The sequence below is a fragment of the Pseudoduganella violaceinigra DSM 15887 genome (assembly GCF_000425385.1).
Taxonomy (GTDB): domain Bacteria; phylum Pseudomonadota; class Gammaproteobacteria; order Burkholderiales; family Burkholderiaceae_D; genus Rugamonas; species Rugamonas violaceinigra.
The window spans coordinates 188,597-212,003 of the sequence record NZ_AUDI01000016.1; the positions used below are offsets into that span (position 1 = coordinate 188,597).

Sequence of the window (23,407 nt, forward strand, 5' to 3'; positions counted from 1 at the left end):
AATAAAACGGGACCGCGCGGGTCCCGTTGGTTTATTCCGCTGCTGCGGTTTTCTTGGCGGCTGCCTTTTTCGCTGCCGGCTTCTTGGCTGCAGCTTTTTTGGCGGGAGCCTTTTTCGCGGCGGCCTTCTTGGCTGCCGGCTTGGCGGCTGGTGCCGCTTCGGCCGCCCCCTCATCGCTGTCCGCCTTGGCTGCCGTCTTCTTGGCCGCGCCAGGCTTGGCCTTGCGCTCCTCGAACTCGAAGCTGATCTTGCCATCCTTGCCGCGTACCAGGAAGGCCTTGAACGGCCGGCGGGTCCGCTGCGAGATGAAGCCCGGCAGCAGATCGGTCTTGCCTTCATTGAGCAGCTTGGCCATCTGTTCCGGCAGGATCTCCTGTTGCAGGATGATGCGGCCGGAGCGGAAGTCGCAAGTCTTTGGCTTGGCTACCTGGTTTTCGCAAACATAGGCCAAGCCCATCTCGTACACCCCGGCGGCGCACTTCGGGCACGGGCCGAGCGGGGTCTGGCCGGTGAAGTCGACGCCTTCGCCGTCCTCGCCTTCCTCATCGTTCTGGCCGAAGTCGAACTCCAGCTTGAAGTTCTTGATCTCTTCGTCGCGCACAATGCGCAGGATCGCCGCGAACGGGCGGCCCATCTTGGAGCGGAAACCTTGCAGCGGGCCGATGGTGCGGTCGCGCAGCAGTTGCTCCACTTCCTCGATTTCGAACTGGCGCCCACCCGGCACCTTGGTCATCGAGAACTCGCACTTGGTGCAGGCGAAACGGCGATAGTTTTCCTTGACCACGCCGCCGCAGTTCGGGCACGGCGCGGACAGGGTCGCGTAGTCGCCCGGGATGGTGTCGTTGTCGTATTCCTTGGCGCGCTTGACGATGATCTGGGTCATCTGCGCGATTTCGCGCATGAACTCTTCACGCGAGATGCGGCCCTTTTCCATCTGCGACAGCTTGTATTCCCACTCGCCGGTCAGCTCCGGCGCGGTCAGTTCGCTCACGCCCAGGCCGCGCAGCAGCGTCATGAGCTGGAAGGCTTTCGCCGTCGGCATCATTTCGCGGCCTTCGCGCAGCAGGTATTTCTCGCCCAGCAGGCCTTCGATAATGGCCGCACGGGTAGCCGGCGTGCCCAGGCCCTTGCCGGCCATGGCGTCGCGCAGCTCGTCGGAGTCGACCAGCTTACCCGCGCCTTCCATTGCCGACAGCAGCGTCGCTTCGGTATAGCGTGCAGGCGGCTTGGTCACCAGGCCATTCGGCGTGACCTTTTCGGTCTGCACCTTCTCGCCCTTGGCCACCGGCACCAGGTTGCCGCCGCTGCCTTCCTTGTCGTCGTCGCTCGCGGCGTCCTTGCCGTAGATGGCCAGCCAGCCCGGGTTGGTCATCACCTTGCCTTCGGTCTTGAACTGGTGACCGGAAACTTCGGTAAAGCGCGTGGTGACCAGGAATTCCGCAGCCGGGAAGAACACGGCCATGAAGCGGCGCGTCACCAGGTCGTACAGTTTCTGTTCCGGTTCGCTCAGGTTTTTCGGCACGATGCCGGTCGGGATAATGGCGAAGTGGTCGCTGATCTTGGTGTTGTCGAAGATGCGCTTGTTCGGTTTGACCCAGCCCTTGTCCAGGATCTGCTTGGCGAACTGGTTGTAGTTATTGCTTTCTTTCAGCACTTCCAGCGTGTCCTTGACGGTCGGCAGGTAGTCTTCCGGCAGGTGGCGCGAATCGGTACGAGGATAAGTCAGCACCTTGTGCTTTTCGTACAGCGCCTGCGCCAGGCCCAGGGTGTTCTTGGCCGAGAAGCCGAAACGCGAGTTGGCTTCGCGCTGCAGCGACGTCAGGTCGAACAGGCCGGGCGACATCGAGGTGGTCGGTTTCGACTCCTCGCTGACGTTGCCCTGCTTGCCCTTGCAGGCCAGCGCGATCGAGTCGGCAGCGGCCTTGCTCCACAGGCGCTCGGCGCGCTTCTCCGGATCGTGTTCGTCTTTCTTGAAGCTGGTGTCGAGCCAGCGGCCTTCATACACGCCGGCGGCGCACACGAATTCGGCGCGCACTTCCCAGTAGTCGCGCGAGACGAAACTCTTGATCTTTTCTTCGCGCTCGACCACGATCGACAGGGTCGGCGTCTGCACGCGGCCCACGGTGGTCAGGTAGAAGCCGCCCTCTTTCGAGTTGAAAGCGGTCATGGCGCGGGTGCCGTTGATGCCGATCAGCCAGTCCGCTTCCGAGCGGCAGCGCGCGGCGTCGGCCAGCGGCAGCATCTCGTCGTCGCTGCGCAGGTGGGTGAAGCCGTCGCGGATGGCGTTCGGCGTCATCGACTGCAGCCACAGGCGCTTGACCGGCTGCTTGGCTTTTGCATTCTGCGCAATCAGGCGGAAGATCAGTTCACCTTCGCGGCCCGCGTCGCATGCGTTGATCAGGGTGGTGACGTCCTTGCGCTTGATCAGCTTGTTCAGCACCTTGAGGCGCGATTCAGTCTTGGCGATCGGGTTCAGCGCGAAGTACGGCGGGATCATCGGCAAATGGGTGAAGGTCCATTTGCCGCGCTTGACGTCGTGCTCTTCCGGCACGGCGATTTCCAGCAGGTGACCCACTGCCGAGGACAGCACGTAGTCGTCGGATTCGAAATACTCATCGTGCTTGCTGAAGCCGCCAAGCGCTTTCGCGATGTCGTTCGCGACAGAAGGTTTCTCGGCGATGATGAGGGCTTTGCTCATATTTATAGTTCTCGTCGGTGAATGCGGCAGCGCGCATCATACAACATTAGAAAGTAAACGATGCCAAGTGATGCTTGTGATGCATCACTACGCTGCGAATATTATTACGGAAACGGCCAGCGCAGGGCAACGCTGGCAAGAGTGTGCTTAATGCAACAGGCGAGGCGCCTGTTCTTCTTCTGCGCCGAACAGGTCGTCGAACATCAGGGCGTCCGGTTCCTTGCCCTGGCTCCACAGCAGCATCAGCACGATGATCTTCAGCTTGCCCAGCGACACCGGCGCCTCGTCCAGCGCCAGGGCGCGTTCGATGACGATTTCACGTTGCAGCGGGGACAGCAGGCCGGCGCTCTCCAGGAACTGGATAAAGCCGACGGCAGGGGTGCCCAATACGTCCAGCTCCTGGCGCACGTAAAAGCGCGTGCCAGTCGATGCGGCCGTCAGCGATTGCTCGACGCCAGCCATGGCGGCAAGATCGTTCAGCCAGACCAGCGCCTCGGAAATTTCCACGTCGTCGAAGCCGACTGCGGAGAGTTTCTTTGCCAATGCTGCGGGTTCAGGGCAGGCATCAGGGCGGTAATAGGTCTCGTACAGGTAAACCAGGATGTCAAACATGGCGCTACTTTAGCAGCATCTGCGAGCCGGGCACAAGCGTTGCGGCGGTTCACGCGCCTTTCAGCCGCTGGAAAGCGCCGCCGGGCAGCCTTTCCACCACACCGGCCAGTTCCAGGGCAAGCAAACTTGCCTGCATATCACCTGGCGCAAGTTGCAACCTTGCAGCAAGTTCATCGGCCCCGACCGGATCGTGGCCGAGAGCCGCCAGCAGCCAGCTCCCCGCCTCGTCGCTCTGGGCGGCCGCGGCGCCCGGCAGCGGCAGGCCAAGGTCTTCCAGCAAGTGCTCCGGCGTGGCGACCAGGCGGCCGCCGGCGCGGATCAGGGCATGGCAGCCGGCCGACTGCGGCGCATGCACCGAGCCCGGCAGCACATAAATATCGCGCCCCGCGTCCACGGCCGCGTTGGCGGTGATCAGCGAGCCCGATTTGGCCGCCGCTTCCACCACCAGCGTGGCGCGCGCCATGCCGGCGATGATGCGGTTGCGGATCGGGAAATGCTCGGGACGGGCGGGCGCGGCAAGGGGGAACTCGCTGAGCAGGCAACCCTCCTCGGCGATGCGGCGCGCCAGGGCGGCATTGCGGCGCGGGTAGATGCGGTCGATGCCGGTGCCGATCACGGCCACGGTGCGGCCCGGCCCGGCCAGCCCGCCTTCATGGGCGGCCGCATCGATGCCCAGCGCCAGGCCGGACACCACCAGCATGCCGGCCTCGCTCAGCGCGTGCGCAAACTGGCGCGCGTTGGCTTTGCCTTGCGTGGTGGCGTTGCGAGCGCCCACTACCGCCACGCCTTCGCGGCGCAGCAGGCCGGGGTCGCCTTTGGCGTAAAGCAGCAAGGGCGGGTCGGCAATATGCTGCAGCGTTGGCGGGTAGTCGGGGTCGCCCAGCATGACCAGGTGGTTGCCGTCCTGCGCCGCCCATGCAAGTGTGGCTTCGGCCAGGGCGTGTATCCGCGCCGGCAGGGGGCCCGCAAGAAGACGCGCCGCGTCGAGCGACATGCCGGACGCCGCATCATCGCCGGCGCCGTGCTCGTGCGCAGGCGCTACCGCAAAGCGCAAATTGGCCGCGGAAAAAACTGCCTGGGGAGAATGGTAATGCTGGAGCAGCCGGGAAGCTGCGTGGCGGCCGACGCCTGGCGTATTTGCCAGGCGCAGCCACATCGCCAGGCGCTCGAAGTCCTGGCGGGCGGGATGGGGGGTGTCCGTGGCGTGCACGGCCATGGAGATTACTCCGCTGTCTTGGCGACATCCCCCACAACGATCGGTTCGGTCACCTGCATGATCAAGCCGTACGACACATGCTTGAACACGCGGAAGATAAACAAACTGCCCACTTCTTCATCCGGCAGCTTGACCATTTTGCCAGCAGTACCATAGCGGCCGGTGCTGCTGCCAGGCTCGGTAACCGTGTCACCTCGATGGTACAGCTGCAGCACAGCTCCGACATCGAGTCCGTCAATCTTTCCGCGATTAATGCTCACAACCTGGTTCTGGCCGGCGTGGGTGACGCCGTTGTAGACCGCCAGCACATTTGCGTGGACGTCCACTTCCGGCGGATGCGGTACATAGTTTTGCATCGGCATCGGCGGCATTGCCATCAGCATATCGCCCTTGCCCATTTCTTCCTTGGCGGCAGCGACCACAAAGGTATGCACGCCGCCGACTTCTTTCGACTCGGTTTCCAGCTTCAGCGTGCCCAGGTAGAACGCCTCCTGCGCCACGACTTTCTGGGTCAGCGGGTCTTTCAGCGGTTTACCCGGACGGAAGACCTGGAACGAGGTGCCGCCTTTCAGATCGCCGCGGACATAGGCCTTATCGCCCTTGCCGATGAAGACATGGCCGCCACGGGTAGCGAGAATGCGCGGTGCGTTCGCCATTTCATCGTCTTCGATGATCAGCGGCTGGGTCAGGAACGGCTCGATCACGCCGGACGGGATCGACCTGACGGCTTCCTTGCCCAGGCCTTCGGTGCGCAGTTGCGGGCCGAGGCGCATATCGCCGGTGCTGCCATCGCCGCCGACCTTGTTACCCAGGCGCAGACGGCCGGCTTCACGGTCGAACCACACGATCTGGCCTGGATAAATCCAGTGCGGATTGGCAATTTCTTCCTTGTTCATACCCCAGACCTGCGGCCAGCACCAAGGCTTGTCGAGGAAGGTACCGGAGATATCCCACAGGGTATCTCCCTTGACTACGGTATGGCTGTCGGGCGCGTTCGGCTTGAATTCGCAAACGATAGGTTTTGCGTGGGCCGAAACGGCCGTCACACCGCAAAACATGGCCGCGGCCAACAGGCGGCTGCTGCTTGTGCTAAAATTTTTCATTGATATATCCATTAGGTGCGGCAATGACGGAAGGCCACAAAGGCTTGCCTCACTGAAATCAAATTCTGCCCATATTACCCTGATCAAGCAAGGAATTCGTGTCACAGAAGCAATCGTGCACACATAATATGCGCAGTTTACCGCACTTTCATTATAGTTTAACCAAGATTCCCGCCGTGAAACTGAATATTCTCCGCTACCCAGACCCCCGCCTGCACAAAGTTGCCAAACCTGTGGCCGTGTTCGACGAGCGCCTGGCCAAATTGGTGGAAGACATGGCGGAAACCATGTACGACGCCCCCGGCATCGGCTTGGCCGCCACCCAGGTGGACGTGCATGAGCAGGTGGTCGTCATCGACATTACCGAAGACAAAACCGGCCTGACCGCCTTCATCAACCCGGAAATCCTGTGGTCGAGCGAAGAAAAACAGGTGTACGACGAAGGCTGCCTGTCCGTGCCCGGCGTCTACGACGGCGTCGAACGCCCGTCCGCCGTGAAAGTGCGTGCTTACAATGTCAAGGGCGAAGCCTTCGAACTGGACGCCGACGGCCTGCTGGCAGTGTGCATTCAGCATGAAATGGACCACCTGAAAGGCAAGGTGTTCGTGGAATACCTGTCCCCCTTGAAACGCAACCGCATCAAGACCAAACTGCAAAAAGAAGAACGCGGCATCCAGCGCGACGAAGCGCTGCGCGCCTCGGGCCGCCGTTATTGATACCAGCGGGGGAAGCATGAAAGTGATCTTCGCGGGCACGCCCGAATTTGCGGCCGTCGCCCTTCAGGCTTTGCACGAAGCGGGTTTCGAGATTCCCCTGGTACTGACCCAGCCGGACCGCCCGGCCGGCCGCGGCATGCAGCTGCAGCCGTCGGCGGTCAAGCAATACGCCGCCAAGCACGGCATCGAAGTGCTGCAGCCGCTCTCCCTGCGTATGGACGCCAAGGACCCGCAACGCGCCGCGGAAGCCAACGCCGCCCATGAGCGTCTGCTGGCCACCGACTACGACGTGATGGTGGTCGCGGCCTACGGCCTGATCCTGCCGCGCGCCACCCTCGACATCAAACCCTGCCTGAACATCCACGGCTCCCTGCTGCCGCGTTGGCGCGGCGCCGCCCCGATCCATCGCGCGATCGAGTCGGGCGATGCGGAAACCGGCGTCACCATCATGCAGATGGAGGAAGGCCTGGATACCGGGCCGATGCTGCTGATCGAACGCACCCCGATCACGCCGCAGGACACCACCGCCACCCTGCACGACAAGCTGGCCGCCATGGGCGCCCAAATGATGGTCAAGGTGCTGCACAAGATGGAAAAAGGCGTGGTGGAAGCGGTACCGCAGCCGGAACACGGCGTTACCTACGCCAACAAGATTCTGAAGGAAGAAGCGGCGCTGGACTTTACCCAGCCCGCGCGCGAAATCGGCCGCAAGATCCGCGCTTTCAACCCCTTCCCCGGCGCGCATGGCGATGTGAACGGCACCACCATCAAACTGTGGGGCGCCGAAGTGCTCGAGAGCGGCAGCAAGGCCGCTCCCGGCCAGGTGATCGCGGCCGACGCCCAGCACGGCATCGTAATCGCCTGCGGCGAAGGCACCTTGCGCCTGACGCAGCTGCAAAAGCCGGGTGGCAAGCGCCTGCCGGCCGAGGAATTCATCAAAGGCTTCCCGCTCGACGGGCAGCGATTCCAGTAAATGGACCAACTCGCGGCGCTGCGCGCGCTCCGCCGCGTCGTTGAACTGGGCAGTTTTACCGCTGCCGCCGACGCCCTCGGCATCTCCCACACCATCGTCTCGCGCCAGGTGCGCCAGCTCGAAGAGCACCTCGGCGCCCAGCTGCTGAACCGCACCACGCGGCGCTTCGCCCTGACTGATGCGGGCCGCGACTACTACGAGTCGACCCGCGCGGTGCTTGACCTGCTGGACGACGCCGACCGCAACGCCGGCCGCCACCAGGCAGAACCCACCGGCATCCTGCGTATCAACGCGCCGATGGCCTTCGGCACCATCGAAGTGGCCCAGTGGCTGCCAGGTTTCATGGCGAAGTATCCCGGGCTGCAAGTGGACCTGGTATGCAATGACCGCCTGGTCGACCTGATCGAGGACGGCTTCGACGTCGCCCTGCGGCTGGCGCGCGAATTGCAGGACTCCACCCTGGTCGCGCGCCGCCTGGCCAGCAGCAAGGTCAAGCTGGTCGCCAGCCCGGCTTACCTGCGCGCGCACGGCGCGCCCGCGATCCCGGCCGACCTGGCGGCGCACAACTGCCTGGTCTACACGGCGGCCGCCCGCGCCAATGAATGGCTGCTGACGGGTGCGGATGGGACGGAGCATGCCGTCGCCGTGCGCGGCACGCTGCAAGCCAACACCAACATCGCCCTGCGCGCGGCGGCGGTGGCCGGCGTCGGCATTGCCAATGCCGCCGCCTTCATCGTACGCGAGGACCTGGCGCGCGGCGCGCTGGTCGAGCTGCTGCCCGGCTATACGCCCAAGTCGCGCGAGCTGTACGCCCTTTACCCGCAAAGCCGCCATTTATCGCCCAAGGTACGCGCGTTCGTCGACTATGCCGCGGGCGTCTATCGCACTGCCCCCGCCATTTGACGGCGGCAGCGCGGTCGAACAGGCAGTCCTTACATCAGCATCTTCTGCACCGCGCGGAACTGCTGCGTAAGGCCGCCCCAGCCCCAGGCTGCCGGGCGCGCATCGTCGATATGGATGTAGCTCACCTCATGCAGCTCACCCAGCAGCGCCTGCATATCCTTCCACACCGCCGCGATATAGGCCGCCTTTTCGTTGGCGGTATTGGTCTCGTCGGTGACCTTGATATCGAAGAAGAAACTCGCTTTACCCAGCTCCGCCAGCGATTCGCCGCCCACGAACCATTGCTCGCGCGGCGTGTAGTGCACGGCGATGGCGGTCAAGGCCGGCGCCTTGTGCAGGATTTCGGCGGTGTGCTTCATCAGGATACTGGTGACTTTTTTGGCTGGCACTTGTTCCGGGGTGCCGCTGACGGTGATATTCAGGATAGGCATTTGGAGCTCCTTCAAAGTGGTTGGTAGATGAAGCCATCTTAGACAGGCGGGCGGCGAGTTGCTAGCCTTATGGCAACACAGGATTTGTGCGCTTTCTGCACAAATCCCGGCGAACGGGATAAAATTAACTACATAACAACAATTCCATGCTCCATGCGCGACCTTGTTCCGCTGACCGGGCATGCCGTCCCAGGCGCGCAGCAAGCGCGCCCAACTACGCTGCAACTGCAAGTAATGTCCACCGTGGGGTCAGGAAGAAAAGTGGACATTTTGTATAAGCAAATGCCGACCTTATCGCCTTGGCGGCCAGCCATGGCCGAGGGCAATTGCTGCTTTGCCGTATAATTTCAGGTCCCCTATTGCCCACCTTTCGATACCCAGATGACTAACTCGAACCGTCCAGCCTCCAAGACCGAAGCCCAGCTACGCGAGCTGCTCGCGACGCGCATCATGTTCCTGGACGGTGCAATGGGTACCATCATCCAGCAGTACAAACTGGACGAAAAGGCCTACCGCGGCGAGCGCTTCGCCAATTTCGCGGCGCCGGAAGGCAGTGGCCACCGCGAGCTGTTCGTCAAAGGCAATAACGAGCTGCTGACGCTGACCCAGCCCCACATCATCCAGGAAATCCACGAGCGCTACCTCGCAGCCGGCGCCGACATGATCGAGACCAACACCTTCGGCGCCACCACCATCGCCCAAGACGACTACTTCATGGGCCATCTGGCGTATGAAATGAACGTCGCGGCAGCCAAGCTGGCAAAAGCGGCCACCGCCAAGTATTCGACGGCCGACAAGCCGCGCTTCGTCTGCGGCGCCCTCGGCCCGACCCCGAAGACGGCATCCATCTCGCCGGATGTGAACGACCCGGCCGCCCGCAATGTCACCTTCGACCAATTGGTCACCGCCTACTACGAGCAGGTGCGCGGTCTGGTGGACGGCGGCGCCGACGTGCTGCTGGTTGAAACCATCTTCGATACCCTGAACTGCAAGGCGGCGCTGTTCGCCATCGACCAGTACTTCGACGAGCGCCCAGCCATCGAACGCCTGCCGCTGATGATCTCCGGCACCGTGACCGACGCTTCCGGCCGAATCCTGTCCGGCCAGACCGTGCCGGCCTTCTGGAACTCGGTGCGCCACGCCAAGCCGCTGACCATTGGCCTGAACTGCGCCCTGGGCGCGACCCTGATGCGCCCTTATGCCGAGGAGCTGTCGCAGATCGCCGACACCTTCGTCTGTATCTACCCGAACGCCGGCCTGCCCAACCCGATGAGCGACACCGGCTTCGACGAGCTGCCGGACGACACTTCGCGCCTGCTGCGCGAATTCGCCGACGCCGGCTTCATCAACGTTGCAGGCGGCTGCTGCGGCACCACGCCCGACCACATCGCCGCCGTCGCCAAGCTGCTGTCGACCGCCAAGCCGCGCGCCTTGCCGCATGTGCCGGTGGCGCAGCGCCTGTCCGGCCTGGAGCCGTTCACCATCGACGACGATTCGCTGTTCGTTAACGTGGGCGAGCGCACCAATGTGACCGGCTCCAAGGCCTTCGCGCGCATGATCCTGAACGAGCAGTACGACGAGGCGCTGTCGGTGGCCCGCCAGCAGGTGGAGAACGGCGCGCAGGTCATCGACATCAATATGGACGAGGCGATGCTGGATTCCCAGGCCGCCATGACCCGCTTCCTGAACCTGATCGCTTCCGAGCCCGATATTTCACGCGTGCCGATCATGATCGACTCGTCCAAGTGGTCGGTCATCGAAGCGGGCTTGAAGTGCGTGCAGGGCAAGTCCGTGGTGAACTCGATCTCGATGAAGGAAGGCGAAGAGGAATTCATCCGCCAGGCCAAACTGTGCCGCCGCTACGGCGCCGCCGTCATCGTCATGGCCTTCGATGAAAAAGGCCAGGCCGACACCTTTGCCCGCAAGATCGAGATCTGCGAACGCGCATACAAGGTGCTGACCGAAAAAGTCGGCTTCCCGCCGGAAGACATCATCTTCGACCCGAATATCTTCGCGGTGGCAACCGGCATCGAGGAGCACAATAACTACGCGGTGGACTTCATCGAAGCGACCCGCTGGATCAAGAATAACCTGCCGCATGCGAAGATTTCCGGCGGCGTATCGAACGTTTCGTTCTCCTTCCGCGGCAACGATCCCGCGCGCGAGGCGATCCACACAGTCTTCCTGTACCACGCCATCAAAGCCGGCATGACTATGGGTATCGTGAATGCCGGTATGGTCGGCGTGTACGACGACCTGCCGGAAGAATTGCGCGAGCGCGTGGAGGACGTGGTGCTGAACCGCCGCGAAGACGCGACCGAGCGCATGATCGAGTTCGCGGCGACCCTGAAGGGCGGCGCCAAGCAGGAAACGGCCAACCTCGAATGGCGCAATGCGCCGGTCGAAAAGCGCCTGGCGCACGCGCTGGTGCACGGCATCACCCAGTTCATCACCGACGATACGGAAGAAATGCGCCAACAGGTATTCAACAGCGGCGGCCGCCCGATCAATGTGATCGAAGGCCCGCTGATGGACGGCATGAATATCGTCGGCGACCTGTTCGGCCAGGGCAAGATGTTCCTGCCGCAGGTGGTGAAGTCGGCGCGCGTAATGAAGCAGGCCGTGGCCCACCTGATTCCCTACATCGAGGAAGAGAAAAAGGCGGAAGAAGCGCGCACCGGCATCGTGGCCAAGCCGAAGGGCAAGATCGTCATCGCCACCGTCAAGGGCGACGTGCACGACATCGGCAAGAACATCGTCTCCGTGGTCCTGCAGTGTAATAACTTCGAAGTGGTGAACATGGGCGTGATGGTGCCCGCTTCCGAGATCCTGGCGCGCGCCAAGCTGGAAAACGCCGACATCATCGGCCTGTCCGGCCTGATCACCCCGTCGCTCGAGGAAATGGCGCACGTGGCGAAGGAAATGCAGCGCGACGAGCACTTCCGCATGATGAAGATCCCGCTGCTGATCGGCGGCGCGACCACCAGCCGCGCCCACACCGCCGTGAAAATCGCCCAAAACTACGAAGGCCCGGTGGTATATGTGCCGGATGCATCGCGTTCGGTGTCGGTGGCGCAATCCCTGCTGACCGACGAGCAGCGCGGCAAGTTCGTAGAGGAACTGGACCACGACTACGCCCGCATCCGCGAGCAGCACGCCAACAAGAAGGCCCTGCCGACCGTGTCGCTGCAAGCCGCGCGCGCCAACAAGGCCAAGCTGGCGTTCGCCCCGGTGCGTCCGAAGTTCGTCGGCCGCCGCATGTTCAAGAATGTGGACCTGGCGGCGATCGCCGAGTACATCGACTGGGGCCCGTTCTTCCAGACCTGGGACCTGGCCGGTCCCTTCCCCGCCATCCTGACCGATGAGGTGGTGGGCGAAGCGGCTTCCAAGGTGTTCGAAGAAGGCAAGGCGCTGCTGAAGAAGATCATCGAAGGCCGCTGGCTTACCGCCAACGGCGTGATCGCGCTGCTGCCGGCGAACACCGTCAACGACGACGATATCGAGATCTATTCCGACGAGACCCGCTCGGAAGTGGCCTTCACCTACTACGGCCTGCGCCAGCAGGGCCTGAAGCCGGTGATCGACGGCGTGCAGCGTCCGAACCAATGCCTGTCCGATTTCATCGCGCCGAAGGATTCGGGCCAGCAGGATTACATCGGCATGTTCGCCGTCACCGCCGGCCTGGGCATCGAGAAATACGAAAAGCGTTTCGAGGATGCGCACGACGACTACTCGTCGATCATGCTGAAAGCGCTGGCCGACCGCCTGGCGGAAGCCTTTGCGGAATACCTGCACGAGCGCGTGCGTAAAGACCTGTGGGGCTACGCGGCCGAAGAGAGGCTGTCGAACGAGCAGCTGATCAAGGAAGAGTATCGCGGCATTCGTCCGGCGCCAGGCTATCCGGCCTGCCCGGAGCACACCGTGAAAGCGGACGTGTTCCGCGTGCTGAACGCGAACGAGATCGGGATGGAACTGACGGAGTCGTTTGCGATGTTCCCGGGTGCGGCCGTTTCGGGCTTCTACTTCGCGCACCCTGAATCGAAGTACTTCACCGTTGGCAAGATCAACGAAGACCAGGTGGCCGATATGGCGGCCCGCCGCGGTGTCGAGAAGGACCAGCTGGAACGCTGGCTGGCGCCGAACCTCTAAAGCCGGTACCCCGGTGTCTGACCCGCGGGGCCAGACACCGGCCTGCGGCTGCCGCTTTACCGATTCTGGGCGCGGAAGCGCCAGATCGCCAGCGTCCCGAACAACGCCGCAAACGCCAGCTGCACGCCGGCGGTCTGCAAGGCCACATCCATCCCCAGCCCGCGCCACGTCATCGCATCCAGGCCGTCGACCGCCCAGCGCGTCGGCACGACAAGGGTCAACTGCTGCATCCAGGCCGGGAATACAAAGGTCGGCACCCAGGCCCCGCCCAGCATCACCAGGATCAAGGTGGCAAACACCGCCAGGCCGCGCGCCGCTTCCGGTGTCTTGCCGAAGGCCGCGATCAGCAGGCCGAACGCCGCCGTCATCAAGGCAAAGCCTCCCACGACCAGCGCAAACCCGGCCACATTGGTGATTTCCACCTTAAAAATCAGCATGGCGCAGGCGAAAATCGCCACCATCAGGCCCGCGGCAATCATGGCGCCCGACAGCGCGCGCGAGACCAGCACCTGCGACATCGTGATCGGCGCCGCCAGCAGGCGGTTCCAGATCCCCATGCGGCGCGCCAGCAGGATGCCGATACCCAGGTCGATCCCCATGAACAGGATGAACTGCACACCCATGCCCGCAAACGCGTGCGCATAGGCGTTGTACTTCGGACCGGAGCTGAGCGCCTCATCTTTGGTGGTGAACGGCACGCTCAAACCGCCGCCGCCCGACACGCCCTCGCCACCGCTCTTCTCCGGCTTGGCTGCCGCGCGCTCCTGGAACTTCTTCAGGCTGCCCAGCAGGTCCCTCAGTGCCGCCTTGTCTGCGCTGGCGGGCACCTCGTCCAGTCTTTTCAGGCTCTCTTCGGTATATTTGCTGCCCGAGCCGCCGCCCATCACTTCGCCCGTCACGCCCTGCATCACATGCTGCGTCAGCAGGCCCTTCACCATCGCCAGCACGGTCGATTGCGAAGGATCGTAATACACTGGCAATTCCGGCTTGCTGCCCGGCTGGAACAGGGACTGGCCAGCCGCATCGCCAAAACCGGCCGGGATCACCACGGCCACCATCAGCTTGCCCGCGCGGACCTTGTCCTGGGCTTCCTGCAGACTCAATTCCTGCACCGTCAGCGCCGCATCGGCCTTCAGCGATGCGCCAATCTTGCGGCCGATCACGCTGCTGTCCTGCTGCACCAGGCCGATTTCAATCTTGCTGCTGTTGCTGCCCGCGGCGCCGCCGAACAAGGAGCCGAAGAAGGCAGCCAGCACAATCGGCATCAGCAGGTTGAGCATCAGCGCGCGCTTGTCGTTCAGGTAAAGGATCAGATCCTTGCGGATCATGGCAATCATTGCTGTCATTGGAATTCCTTAGTCGCGCAGGGTGCGGCCGGTCAGGGAGAGGAAGATGTCTTCCAGCTTGGTGCGGGCGGTGGCGAAATGCGCCAGCCGGTGGCCCTGCTCGTCCAGCCAGCGCAGCACCGGCGCCGCATGGGCACTGTCGTGCAGGCTGATGTCGAACTGGGCGCCAGCGCGGCGCACGCCGGCCACGCCGGGCAAGCCCGCCAATGCGCTCAGCAGCGTTTCGGCCGGCGCCGCGGCGGCATCGGCCAGCTCGACCTGCAGGGCCGCTTGCGCCGGCAGGCGGCGGTACAGCTCCGCAGGCGGCGCGTCCGCCAGCACCTTGCCGTGGTCGATGATCACGATATGGTCGGCCAGGCGCTCCACCTCCTCCATGTAATGGCTGGTGTAGATCAGCGAGCGGCCCTGCGCCTTCAAGGCCTCCAGAGTGTCGAAGATGGCATTGCGGCTTTGCGGATCGACGCCCACGGTCGGTTCGTCGAGGATCAGCAGCTGCGGGTCGTGCAGTAGCGCGGCGCCGATATTCAGGCGGCGCTTCATGCCGCCCGAGAACGTGGAAGGCTTCTCCTTCGCCCGGTCCGACAAGCCGACCAGCGCCAGCACCTCTTGCGCACGCTGGTTCAGCGCCGCCCCCTTCATGCCGTACAGCGCGCCGAACAGCTTGAGGTTCTCGATCGCGGGCAGCTCCTCGTATAGCGCCAGATCCTGCGGCACCAGCCCCAGTTTCTGCTTGGCCGGGCTGGCGCCCTGCCCGACCGGCTGGCCGTCCAGCGTAACGGTGCCGCTGTCCGCCTGGATCAATCCGCAGATCATGCCGACGGTGGTCGACTTGCCCGCACCGTTCGGTCCCAGCAGCCCGACAGTCTGGCCGCGCTGCACCTGGAACGACACGCCGTCGACGGCGCGCCGCGCCCCGTAAGTCTTGCTCAATCCACTGACACTAAGCACTGTTTCTCCTCCAAAAAAAACGGCGCCGCTGCTGCGGCGCCGCTATCTGTGCGCGTACCTCTAAAGGGCGTAGCGCACGACGTTGTCACTCCATTCGAATGCCGACATTTCCAGCTCCACCAGTTCCTCGGTCGAAATCGCGAGGTCGGCCAGCGCCGGCAGGATGCGCGTATCCATGTCTTCCAGGCGCTCGATGCATTCGGCCAGCTTGAGCAGGTCGCCGAAGAAGCCGCCACGGAACATCAGCGCTTCGCAGACTTCGTCGCCCATTGGAATCTGGGTGAGGATTTCCTGCATCGGGATGCCGAACAGCGTATCCATCAGCGACATGATGCCGACGGTGAAAGCGATATCGGCCACATGGCGGTGCGCCGGCCGCAGCTTGGTGGCCAGCAGTTCCAGCAGGCGGCCGCGCGTGGTGGCCAGCATCAGCAAAGGCGTCATCGAGTGGCCGCGCTTGCCCGGCTCGGCGTACAGCATGATCTGCAGCCAGCGCTGCAATTGGCGGCGCCCCAGGATATGCACGGCCTGGCTCAGGGAATCGATGCGCTGGCGGGCGCCGACCGCCGGCGTGTTCACCAGACGCAGCAGGTTCAGCGCCAGCGACACGTCCTTCTTGATGGCGCGCTCGATGTCGGCGTTGTCCGCATCGGAGGTCACCAGGGTCATCAGCTCCATCACCGCCAACTGCGACGGCGACAGCTTCTTGCCGCTCATGATGACCGGCTTGGCGAAGTAATAGCCCTGGAAGTAATCGCAGCCCAGGTCCAGGCAGTTCTTGAATTCGTCGCGGTTCTCGACCTTGCAGGCCACCAGCTTCTTGCCGTCCTGCTTGAAGCGCGGCGCCAGGCGTACCAGGCCATCCAGCGGCATGGCGCGCATCGACAGCTTGACGTATTCCACCATCGGCAGCAGCGCCGGCAGTTGCGGCGAATCGGGGTTGATGTCGTCGAGCGCGAAGCGGAAACCGTGGCTGACCAGCTCCGACATGCGCGATAGTACTTCCGGCGCCAGGGCCGTTGCCCCGCTCACCTCCAGCACCAGTTTTTCGCGCGGCAGGAAGCCGAAGATATCGCTCAGGATGGCGTCCGCATCGACATTGACGAAGCCGATGGCGTCGCCAATCGTGCGCTCCATGCCCAGTTGCGCCGCATGGGCGATCACTGCCGCGGTGGCCGACAGCGGGGAAGTATTGATATTTGCGGGCCCGACGGGAGCGTTGCGAAAAAGCAACTCATAGCCGAACAGGGCCTGGTTCCGGTCCAAGATCGGCTGCCGGCCCAGATAGAATTCGCGAACTTTCAGGCTCTGGGAGGCCGCATCGTTGCTGGAAAGGTCGATCATAGGGAGATTCCTGACGTGTACTAACATTTTGGCATCAAAATATGCCGGTGTCTGTCTAAATTTGCTCGAAGTCCCGTTTCTGCGGCAGGCCATCCACAAAGCATTTCATCTCGCCCGCCGAGAAGGGAGTCCATTGTTCATTGGTAGTTAGCGGCTGGGTGACGATCACGGCAACCCGGTCGTTCGGCGTGGTGACCTGGGAAAAGTCGACGCTCACATCCTCATCCGACAACTTGGCCTTATCAAAAGGATACTGGCGCACGATGTAGTGCAGATTGGTCGAGCAGTGCGCAAACATGGCGCGGCCGTCGGACAGCATCATATTGAAGGTACCGTGGGCCGCAATGCTGCGCACCGTCTTCTCCACCTGGGCGCGCAGCATCGGCAGCGGCGGGCAGGTGTCGCCGAAGCGCTCGCTCAGTTCCTGCAGGATCAGGCAGAAGGCCTGCTCGCTGTCGGTGGTACCGACGGGACGGAAGGGCCCGTGCAGCACCGGCGCGAACTCCTTCAGGTCGCCATTATGGGCGAACACCCAGTAGCGGCCCCACAATTCGCGCACGAAGGGATGGCAGTTTTCCAGCATGACCTCGCCCTGCGTGGCCTTGCGGATGTGTGCGATCACATTCTTCGACTTGATCGGGTAGTTCTTGATCAGCTCCGCGATCGGCGAATGGATGGCGGCCTGGTGGTCGACAAAATGCCGCACGCCGGCGCCTTCGAAAAAGGCGATGCCCCAGCCGTCATGGTGGGTATCGGTCTGGCCGCCACGCAGGGCAAAGCCGGTAAAACTGAACACAATGTCGGTCGGGACATTGCAGTTCATCGCTAATAATTGGCACATCCCTCAACTTTAACAGGTTGGGGAGCCGAGGCAACAATACGTGCTAAGGCATGTCATTCTGCGCCAGGAAGCCGGGGGTGATACATTCCGGGAAATATGAGTATTTGCCGGACGCCAAAGAATCCATCAGCGACAACAAGATTGCGGACCGCCACTGGTTGATGGTGTTCCAGGAGGTTTGGTCCAGCACGGAAAAGTAAGCCGCGGACAGGCGCTCCGGATCATTCTCGGGAGCACTGATCTTGACGTCGCCGATCCGCTTTGCCAATTCAGGCAGTGGGCCATCGCACCTGGCCAGATAATTATGGAAAAGGATCTCGTACTGCATCCCCATCTCGCCTTGCTCCTGCACGGTCTTGAGGATTCCATGCCTTTTTTGGAATTCCACCAGGTCGTCAGACAGGCGCGATGCCAGGGTCCAGATAAAGCGATCCTCATACACGATGGAACGCGGCAGCGCATCAGCGGCGAAGGCAGGCATGCTTAACAACGCAGCTAAACAGATCGAGAATAAGAAGCGCAAGGGAGTTTCCTGGTAAGGTCATTGAAGGAATTCCAGCGATGATACTGGAGTACTTCAGCCGCAGGCACTGACCATAACGTAATAACCGTCTGGGTCACGCAGTGCAAACTCCAATGTGCCGGCATTGGGATTCACGCCGGGCTCCGCCTCCAGCTTCATTGCCCGAGCGCGCGCCCTGGCCAGGCAAGCGTCGAAATCGTCCACGCGGAAGAACAGCAGCAAGCCGTTGCCGGGTTGCGCCGGGCCAGGACTTTCCAGCGTGGGATGGTCATGCGAGCCCCATTGGTGAAGGCAAAGCAGGACCGTTCCATCCTCATCGACGATTTGTCCGAAGAAATCGTGGGCGGGGCCAGTCCTCGATTGTCCAAACAAGGACTGGTACCAGTCGAAGCTTCGAGCGACATCGGCGACGCCGATGATGGTCCAGGTCCGTTTCATACGCCCTCCCGTGATCCGCCTATCGCTTGTATTCCGTCCGCCCAAGCGGGATCGGGACCGGATGTTGCGCAACCCAGGCGACTGCAAGCTGGGCCATGCGAGCGCTGTCCTTGACCAGCTCCGACGCCGGCTCCGCGAGCGCAAGGTGCTTCACAAAGGCTTCCGCCATGGCCTTGTAATCCGCATCCCAATTGACCCCGCCATTTCCCTCCAGTTCATTGGCGATGCGTCCTGAAATACGAATCACCTCGCCTTGCACCGTCGCCGCAGGGCCGCTGGATGGCACCAGGAACGCCCACAGCATATCGTGCTGTTCCTGCCAGCTTCCGCCCTGCACGGCAATTGGTGCAGTCCCGTCATGGATAAGGCGTGGCGCAACCGGTGCGGCGCCAAACAGCTCGTATAGGCGGTTCAGGCCAGCGCTGGCGGCGTCACGCAAGTCCGGATTGAATGCGCTCCGGTGAAACTCAAAAGTCTTGCCGAGTTCCGCCACGACTTGCTTCATCGCGGGGGATGTCGAAGCGCCTGCCGCCAGAAGAAGCTCGGCCAGCGGCGCCATATCCTCAAGGTCAACGTTGCGGCAGCGGCGTAAGGCCAATTCCAGCGGAGTCAATCCGTCGCGATTGAGCGCATTGACGTCCGCCCCTCGCTCGACCAGGAGACGCGCATTCGGGACGTTGTATGAATCGGCTGCGGCGTGCAGCGGCGTACCGATCGATGCGTTGCTGTTCAGGTCAGCGCCCAATTCAAGCAGCCCCGCAATACTCCCGAGGCGACTCCGGGCACGCGAGTGAAGCGGGGTGTTACCCCGCACGTCCGACGCCGACAAATCGGCGCCTTCAGCGACCAGCCAGCGCTCCAGTTCTGGAGAGCAGTCATCGAAGGCCAGCGCAGTCTCTTTCGCACTGCCGCCACGTGCGTTGATATCGCACGTCTCAAAAACCGTTTGCAACTGCGCCAGGTCGCCCGCCTTCAGCAGGTCCTCGAAGTTTTTTGGTAAGAGTTTTTTCTTCGCCTTTGCCATCACTGCTCAACTGTGAATTTATGAATCATGGGGAAAGCGCTGCTCCCAGAGAGCCTTGAGTCTCGGCTCATGGTCGACGCGCCTGATTGCCGCTGTCATCTTCGGCGCTTCGGCATAGAAACGCTCGCGCCACGGCCCGAAACGGGAAACGACGGCCACGTAGATATCGAGAACGCTCAACGTATCGCCCAGCAGATATGTGGATGGCGTCAGCTGCGCATCCATATTACGCCAACAGAATGCGATACGTTCATGGACTGCATTCACCACGTCATCCCTTGCGCTTTGGGACGCGCCAATCCGGCTCACATCCGGCTTGATCCAATGTAGTGAATAGATGGCCGACGAGACGAAAAACATCCAGCGCAGGAATTGTCCGCGTAAGGGATCGCTCAAGGCCGGCGACAAGCCGGCGTCCGGATGGGAATCGGCAAGGTGGATCAGGATGGCTGCGCTTTCCGTCAAGGTCTCACCGCCCGGGAGCAGCAGCGTTGGAACCTGCCGCAATGGATTCCGTTCGCCGACAAGGTCGCGGGCAGCGTCGGATGACCAGGTCTCTCCCTCAATCAGCTTGAATGGGATATCCAGTAGCGTCAGTACTGCCTCCACGGCGACGGAACCGGAAGCGGCCGCTCCGTACAAGCGCAGCATGTCATTGGTAGTGGTTGATGTCACTCGACCTCCTGCGCCGCAAGTCCTTAAGATCTAACTTGTCAGCGAACGTGCTTTTCGCCAGTAATCCCATTGCGGGTCGGCTTGAAAGGAGACTTCAATCGGCAATTTCGGCAGAGACGCTAGCACCTCATTAAGCCGCGTTTCAAAGGCCGGGTAATTCCCCGTGTAATAGCACCATTCGCGCAACCCGTTTCCCGTCAGGGTATGGACGTGAACGGCAACACCCTCGTTGCGGATCGCTTCCAGCGCGTCTTCGAACAGGTAGACGCAGCTCATGGTGGCTTCGTCCGGAAGCCCTGCGGCGGCAAATCTCCATTCCATGACGACCGCAGTTTCATACAAGCCGCGCTTGTCTTCCGGTTTCGCATCCCTTGATTGAAGAAGCACTGGGCCGCCTTCACTCTCCCATTGGAGCATTGACCAATCGGACTTCTCATCAGCAAAGCCATGTGCCGCAACAGCCGGTCCTTTTGGTGAGCGCCAAACGGTAATAACCCAGAACACTGCCGCTGCCGTTGCCGAATACAGTGTCGCGACGAGAGAAGCTCCGAGCGAATTGCGCAGGACAGCAAAGAACTGTCCCGGATAAGTGTCAACTACAGTAAGCAGAACACTAAAAACAAATCCAACCAGCCCCCCGAACAGAATATAAGCCGCGAAGCTATGGATCCGCTTTTTTTTCATCATAAGGTATGCTGGCACGCCCATCAGTACGGTGGCGGCATATGCGACGAAAATCAGGATAAACGGACCGACAACGGCAGCGTCGCCGTATCCCTTGGCCAGTCCATAAAAATAGAGCAGACCGGCCGGCACGGCTGGCGCCACCAGAAACCCTATGATTGCACGCTCTAGTTGCGTGATGCGAAAGTGCTGGGAAGCCATTTTAACGTTTGCAGCCGAGCTTTTCGCCAAGGCTGTCAATGTCCAGTGAGTATTGCTGGTACAACTTGTCCAGCATCTCCTTCTCTTGCCGCTGATTTGGCGGCGGCGCCAGGAGAGCTTTACAGAGGCGGGCCGGTACCGGCTTGGCCTGGCTTATACAAGCCCGCACGTCGGGAGACAGATCGTTCTTCCATCGCACGAAGCCTTCCTCGCTCGAGAACGCCTTCCCCATCGGGAGCGACGCGTATTGTTCGTCCTGGATCAGGCAAAGGGATACCGTCATGGGATACCACAAGCCGCCCCCATGGGCGTGCGCGCCCTGCGCCAGGGTAATCGCCAATCCTGCCACGAACATCCGGCCAACAACCATTTATTATCCCTTCAGGCTATGGATGCAGGTCACCGCGCGGCAGGGCACTTCTTGCGTGGCGCCCAATCCCAGACAATGTCTTGTCTCACCAGCTTGACCTTCCACTTGCGCGCCTGGTCCGTGAAGCACGCTGCGGTTGCAACCAGCTCGCCATTGGGCATCCATACCGGATCTCGCAAGGTAGCGCCCGATTGCCCTTGTTCATCTGATCGAGTACTGTCGTAGCCGTACCAGGACAAATCGCCTTTGACTGAATAGACCTTCCATTCATTGCCATCCATCCCGTTCGAGTACTCGCTGATCAGGTAAGCACGCCGGTCTTCGGAGAACAGGACGCTGCGCCCGGCATCGGTCACCGCCCCCGTCCGTTCATTGATCAACTTGCCGGTGAACGACATCCCGTCTTCCACATTCAGCAAGATGAACCCTTCCTTACGGTCACAAAAGAAGTAATGAACCCCTTCCAATGGCTCATTATGTGGCGGCTTGTCGCTGAATGTCTGCACGCCGGCGCTGGTACGAACCTGCAGTTGGTGCGTGCTCGTTCGCGTCACGACACCTGCAGCATGGGCACGAATGCGTGCTTGCTCGCTGTCAGACCCCGAGCATGTCAGTTCCAGAGGAGCCGCGTGCAGGCTTGTGCCCGCGAGCAGAGAAATGGCTGCGGCAACCGCAATTCTTGAACACATTTAATGGCATTAACGTTTTAGCAAAACGCCACTATGCCATATCCGGGAAAAAACGGGCAGCACTGACATGGCTGCCCGACAGTGGAGCAAGGGAGCGCTCCACGGAAGAATGCTTCAAGCTTAGTGCAGCAGCACCGGCTGACTCATCAGTGCTTCGTAATTGCCCAGGAAATCGTCGATTTCCTCCATCGTGGGCTCGCTGGCAATCAATTCATTAACGTCGCGGCGGAAGTTCTGCGCCAGGACCCCGGCAATGAAGATTTCGCGTTTGCCGCCCTTGTCGACGATCTCATAACCGCCGAAGCGCAAGGCTTCCAGGCTACGGTCCGCGCCAAATTCGACAACACTGTATTGCTCGCTGTTGTAAATCAGGTTCATATCGCTTCCTTCACAGTTCCGTTGCCAAACCGAGATGGGGCTGTGTCAGCCGAATTCAAGCGGTCAGTACCGGCTCCAGGCGCAGCAAGGCGTCGTAAGGTGCCGCTTCAAGCATGGCGCGCAGGCGATCCACGTGGGTGGCATCAGCCAGGCTGATAAAGAGCTGCGCCGGGGGACGGCGCAAGAGGCGATTCAAGGTTACACGTAATACCAGATTGCCGGCGCAGCATAGGCAGCCAGGGGCGATACGATGCACCTGCCAGGCGGCTGAGTCACTTTCATCATATACTAAACTGGAGTTGCCGTCGGCCATACCTTCAATGATGATGGCGGTTGGCCGGCCAGGCGACAAAACGGCCGCTATCGCGTTTTCACGCGCTGCGGCCGTCGGTCCCGTTACCAGGATAGTGGAAATCAAGCCTGGTTCTTCTTCGACAGCTTGCCTGGCTCCACGCCCAGTTGCTTCAGCTTGCGGTACAAATGGGTGCGTTCCAGCCCGGTCTTTTCGGCCACGCGGGTCATACTGCCGCCTTCGCGGCCCAGGTGGTGTTCGAAGTACATGCGCTCGAACGCGTCGCGCGCTTCACGCAGCGGCAGGTCGAACGACAGGTTGAAGATCGGGTTGTCGCCGTTGACGGCGCGCGCCATGCCCAGGTTGTGGGTCACCGGCTGCTGCACCATTTGCGTCTGGCCGAAACTGCCGCTTTCCTCGACCGGCGCCTGCATGACCGGACGCGAGGCCAGGACCGGGGCCCTGACCGCTTCCTGCGCGCGGCTCAGGCCGGCTTGCACCGCCTTCAGCAGCTTTTGCATCGCAATCGGCTTTTCCAGGAAATTCATGGCGCCGATGCGGGTCGCTTCCACTGCGGTATCAATCGTCGCGTGTCCCGACATCATGATCACCGGCATGGTCAGCAAGCCGTCGCGCTGCCATTCCTTGAGCAGCGTGACGCCGTCCGTATCGGGCATCCAGATGTCGAGCAAGACCAGATCGGGCGCCCCTCCGGCGCGCGCCATGCGCGCCTGTTGGGCGTTTTCAGCCAGCGTCACCGCGTGGCCTTCGTCGCCCAGGATTTCCGAGAGTAACTCCCGGATGCCCATTTCATCATCAACTACGAGAATGTTTGCCATGTATCCCTTGCCCC

Annotated in this window: 23 protein-coding genes; 4 read left to right on the plus strand and 19 right to left on the minus strand. The window is 61.9% G+C overall.

From position 1 onward, the window contains the following. Positions 1-31: 31 nt before the first annotated feature. The 4 genes from H597_RS0111805 to H597_RS0111820 all read right to left on the minus strand — a co-directional run bounded on the left by H597_RS0111805 (position 32) and on the right by H597_RS0111820 (position 5,629). Entirely contained in the window at positions 32-2,698 is a 2,667-nt protein-coding gene (locus H597_RS0111805) for a DNA topoisomerase III (RefSeq protein WP_028102328.1), read from the minus strand. 147 nt (positions 2,699-2,845) lie between these two features. Further along, positions 2,846-3,310 carry a Smg family protein gene (locus H597_RS0111810; RefSeq protein WP_028102329.1) on the minus strand — a complete coding sequence of 155 codons (465 nt, stop codon included), beginning with the start codon at positions 3,308-3,310 and terminating at the stop codon, positions 2,846-2,848. Between the two features lie 49 nt (positions 3,311-3,359). Continuing rightward, the gene (dprA, locus tag H597_RS0111815) at positions 3,360-4,526 is read right to left on the minus strand and encodes a DNA-processing protein DprA (RefSeq protein WP_035373932.1); all 1,167 of its coding nucleotides are present in this window, start codon (positions 4,524-4,526) and stop codon (positions 3,360-3,362) included. Between the two features lie 5 nt (positions 4,527-4,531). Further along, entirely contained in the window at positions 4,532-5,629 is a 1,098-nt protein-coding gene (locus H597_RS0111820; protein ID WP_028102331.1) for a LysM peptidoglycan-binding domain-containing protein, read from the minus strand. A 176-nt stretch (positions 5,630-5,805) separates the two neighbouring features. On the opposite strand from H597_RS0111820, the gene def reads away from it, so the two are divergent. From def to H597_RS0111835, 3 genes are read left to right on the plus strand one after another with little or no spacing between them, the layout of a single operon-like run. Beyond that, complete coding sequence (gene def / locus H597_RS0111825) at positions 5,806-6,345, plus strand: peptide deformylase (RefSeq protein WP_035373996.1); 540 nt, start codon at positions 5,806-5,808, stop codon at positions 6,343-6,345. A gap of 16 nt (positions 6,346-6,361) precedes the next feature. Beyond that, positions 6,362-7,318, plus strand: coding sequence for a methionyl-tRNA formyltransferase (gene fmt, locus H597_RS0111830; RefSeq protein WP_028102333.1), 957 nt, complete (start codon positions 6,362-6,364; stop codon positions 7,316-7,318). Continuing rightward, positions 7,319-8,221 carry a LysR family transcriptional regulator gene (locus H597_RS0111835; RefSeq protein WP_028102334.1) on the plus strand — a complete coding sequence of 301 codons (903 nt, stop codon included), beginning with the start codon at positions 7,319-7,321 and terminating at the stop codon, positions 8,219-8,221. It abuts the gene before it with no gap. Between the two features lie 29 nt (positions 8,222-8,250). On the opposite strand, the gene H597_RS0111840 is transcribed toward H597_RS0111835, so the two are convergent. After that, positions 8,251-8,652 carry a tautomerase family protein gene (locus H597_RS0111840; protein ID WP_028102335.1) on the minus strand — a complete coding sequence of 134 codons (402 nt, stop codon included), beginning with the start codon at positions 8,650-8,652 and terminating at the stop codon, positions 8,251-8,253. A gap of 381 nt (positions 8,653-9,033) precedes the next feature. Between H597_RS0111840 and metH the strand changes: the two genes are divergently transcribed. Beyond that, positions 9,034-12,801, plus strand: a complete 3,768-nt coding sequence (gene metH, locus H597_RS0111845; protein WP_028102336.1) for a methionine synthase — start codon at positions 9,034-9,036, stop codon at positions 12,799-12,801. Positions 12,802-12,857: 56 nt separating this feature from the next. Here the strand turns inward: metH and H597_RS0111850 are convergent, their stop codons facing one another. The 14 genes from H597_RS0111850 to H597_RS0111915 form a co-directional block, all read right to left on the minus strand. Beyond that, complete coding sequence (locus H597_RS0111850) at positions 12,858-14,147, minus strand: ABC transporter permease (RefSeq protein ID WP_028102337.1); 1,290 nt, start codon at positions 14,145-14,147, stop codon at positions 12,858-12,860. 9 nt (positions 14,148-14,156) lie between these two features. Further along, complete coding sequence (locus H597_RS0111855; protein WP_028102338.1) at positions 14,157-15,095, minus strand: ABC transporter ATP-binding protein; 939 nt, start codon at positions 15,093-15,095, stop codon at positions 14,157-14,159. Between the two features lie 60 nt (positions 15,096-15,155). Next, entirely contained in the window at positions 15,156-16,439 is a 1,284-nt protein-coding gene (locus tag H597_RS0111860; protein WP_028102339.1) for an EAL and HDOD domain-containing protein, read from the minus strand. A 55-nt stretch (positions 16,440-16,494) separates the two neighbouring features. Beyond that, the gene (locus tag H597_RS0111865) at positions 16,495-17,280 is read right to left on the minus strand and encodes a class II glutamine amidotransferase (RefSeq protein WP_035373935.1); all 786 of its coding nucleotides are present in this window, start codon (positions 17,278-17,280) and stop codon (positions 16,495-16,497) included. A 43-nt stretch (positions 17,281-17,323) separates the two neighbouring features. After that, on the minus strand, positions 17,324-17,803 hold the full coding sequence (locus H597_RS0111870) for a hypothetical protein (RefSeq protein WP_154668072.1): 480 nt from the start codon (positions 17,801-17,803) through the stop codon (positions 17,324-17,326). A 54-nt stretch (positions 17,804-17,857) separates the two neighbouring features. Then, a complete protein-coding gene (locus H597_RS0111875; protein WP_028102342.1) occupies positions 17,858-18,241 on the minus strand; it encodes a VOC family protein in 384 nt (127 codons plus the stop codon). Between the two features lie 19 nt (positions 18,242-18,260). Then, positions 18,261-19,265 carry an ankyrin repeat domain-containing protein gene (locus H597_RS0111880; protein WP_028102343.1) on the minus strand — a complete coding sequence of 335 codons (1,005 nt, stop codon included), beginning with the start codon at positions 19,263-19,265 and terminating at the stop codon, positions 18,261-18,263. An 18-nt stretch (positions 19,266-19,283) separates the two neighbouring features. Next, positions 19,284-19,940 (minus strand): glutathione S-transferase family protein, encoded by a 657-nt coding sequence (locus H597_RS0111885; RefSeq protein ID WP_028102344.1) that lies wholly within the window; start codon positions 19,938-19,940, stop codon positions 19,284-19,286. A gap of 30 nt (positions 19,941-19,970) precedes the next feature. Beyond that, on the minus strand, positions 19,971-20,825 hold the full coding sequence (locus tag H597_RS30620) for a DUF695 domain-containing protein (RefSeq protein WP_035373940.1): 855 nt from the start codon (positions 20,823-20,825) through the stop codon (positions 19,971-19,973). A 1-nt stretch (position 20,826) separates the two neighbouring features. Continuing rightward, positions 20,827-21,195 (minus strand): hypothetical protein, encoded by a 369-nt coding sequence (locus H597_RS0111895; RefSeq protein WP_028102345.1) that lies wholly within the window; start codon positions 21,193-21,195, stop codon positions 20,827-20,829. A gap of 29 nt (positions 21,196-21,224) precedes the next feature. Next, complete coding sequence (locus H597_RS0111900; RefSeq protein WP_154668073.1) at positions 21,225-21,749, minus strand: hypothetical protein; 525 nt, start codon at positions 21,747-21,749, stop codon at positions 21,225-21,227. A gap of 255 nt (positions 21,750-22,004) precedes the next feature. Continuing rightward, positions 22,005-22,262, minus strand: a complete 258-nt coding sequence (locus tag H597_RS0111905) for a BTH_I0359 family protein (RefSeq protein WP_028102347.1) — start codon at positions 22,260-22,262, stop codon at positions 22,005-22,007. Between the two features lie 55 nt (positions 22,263-22,317). Then, positions 22,318-22,680, minus strand: coding sequence for a hypothetical protein (locus H597_RS30625; protein WP_035373941.1), 363 nt, complete (start codon positions 22,678-22,680; stop codon positions 22,318-22,320). After that, positions 22,677-23,393, minus strand: a complete 717-nt coding sequence (locus H597_RS0111915) for a response regulator (RefSeq protein ID WP_028102348.1) — start codon at positions 23,391-23,393, stop codon at positions 22,677-22,679. The genes H597_RS30625 and H597_RS0111915 overlap by 4 nt, the downstream gene beginning before the upstream one ends. Between the last annotated feature and the right edge of the window lie 14 nt (positions 23,394-23,407).

Excerpts from the sequence above, each read along its gene's own strand:
- dprA (WP_035373932.1), bottom strand. The coding sequence starts at position 4,526 with ATGGCCGTGCACGCCACGGACACCCCCCATCCCGCCCGCCAGGACTTC.
- H597_RS0111820 (WP_028102331.1), bottom strand. The coding sequence starts at position 5,629 with ATGAAAAATTTTAGCACAAGCAGCAGCCGCCTGTTGGCCGCGGCCATG.
- H597_RS0111905 (WP_028102347.1), bottom strand. The coding sequence starts at position 22,262 with ATGAACCTGATTTACAACAGCGAGCAATACAGTGTTGTCGAATTTGGC.
- H597_RS0111880 (WP_028102343.1), bottom strand. The coding sequence starts at position 19,265 with ATGGCAAAGGCGAAGAAAAAACTCTTACCAAAAAACTTCGAGGACCTG.
- metH (WP_028102336.1), top strand. The coding sequence starts at position 9,034 with ATGACTAACTCGAACCGTCCAGCCTCCAAGACCGAAGCCCAGCTACGC.
- H597_RS0111895 (WP_028102345.1), bottom strand. The coding sequence starts at position 21,195 with ATGGTTGTTGGCCGGATGTTCGTGGCAGGATTGGCGATTACCCTGGCG.
- H597_RS0111805 (WP_028102328.1), bottom strand. The coding sequence starts at position 2,698 with ATGAGCAAAGCCCTCATCATCGCCGAGAAACCTTCTGTCGCGAACGAC.
- H597_RS0111865 (WP_035373935.1), bottom strand. The coding sequence starts at position 17,280 with ATGTGCCAATTATTAGCGATGAACTGCAATGTCCCGACCGACATTGTG.
- H597_RS0111915 (WP_028102348.1), bottom strand. The coding sequence starts at position 23,393 with ATGGCAAACATTCTCGTAGTTGATGATGAAATGGGCATCCGGGAGTTA.
- H597_RS0111810 (WP_028102329.1), bottom strand. The coding sequence starts at position 3,310 with ATGTTTGACATCCTGGTTTACCTGTACGAGACCTATTACCGCCCTGAT.
- H597_RS0111860 (WP_028102339.1), bottom strand. The coding sequence starts at position 16,439 with ATGATCGACCTTTCCAGCAACGATGCGGCCTCCCAGAGCCTGAAAGTT.
- fmt (WP_028102333.1), top strand. The coding sequence starts at position 6,362 with ATGAAAGTGATCTTCGCGGGCACGCCCGAATTTGCGGCCGTCGCCCTT.
- H597_RS0111840 (WP_028102335.1), bottom strand. The coding sequence starts at position 8,652 with ATGCCTATCCTGAATATCACCGTCAGCGGCACCCCGGAACAAGTGCCA.
- H597_RS30620 (WP_035373940.1), bottom strand. The coding sequence starts at position 20,825 with ATGGCTTCCCAGCACTTTCGCATCACGCAACTAGAGCGTGCAATCATA.
- H597_RS0111835 (WP_028102334.1), top strand. The coding sequence starts at position 7,319 with ATGGACCAACTCGCGGCGCTGCGCGCGCTCCGCCGCGTCGTTGAACTG.
- H597_RS0111875 (WP_028102342.1), bottom strand. The coding sequence starts at position 18,241 with ATGAAACGGACCTGGACCATCATCGGCGTCGCCGATGTCGCTCGAAGC.
- H597_RS0111850 (WP_028102337.1), bottom strand. The coding sequence starts at position 14,147 with ATGACAGCAATGATTGCCATGATCCGCAAGGATCTGATCCTTTACCTG.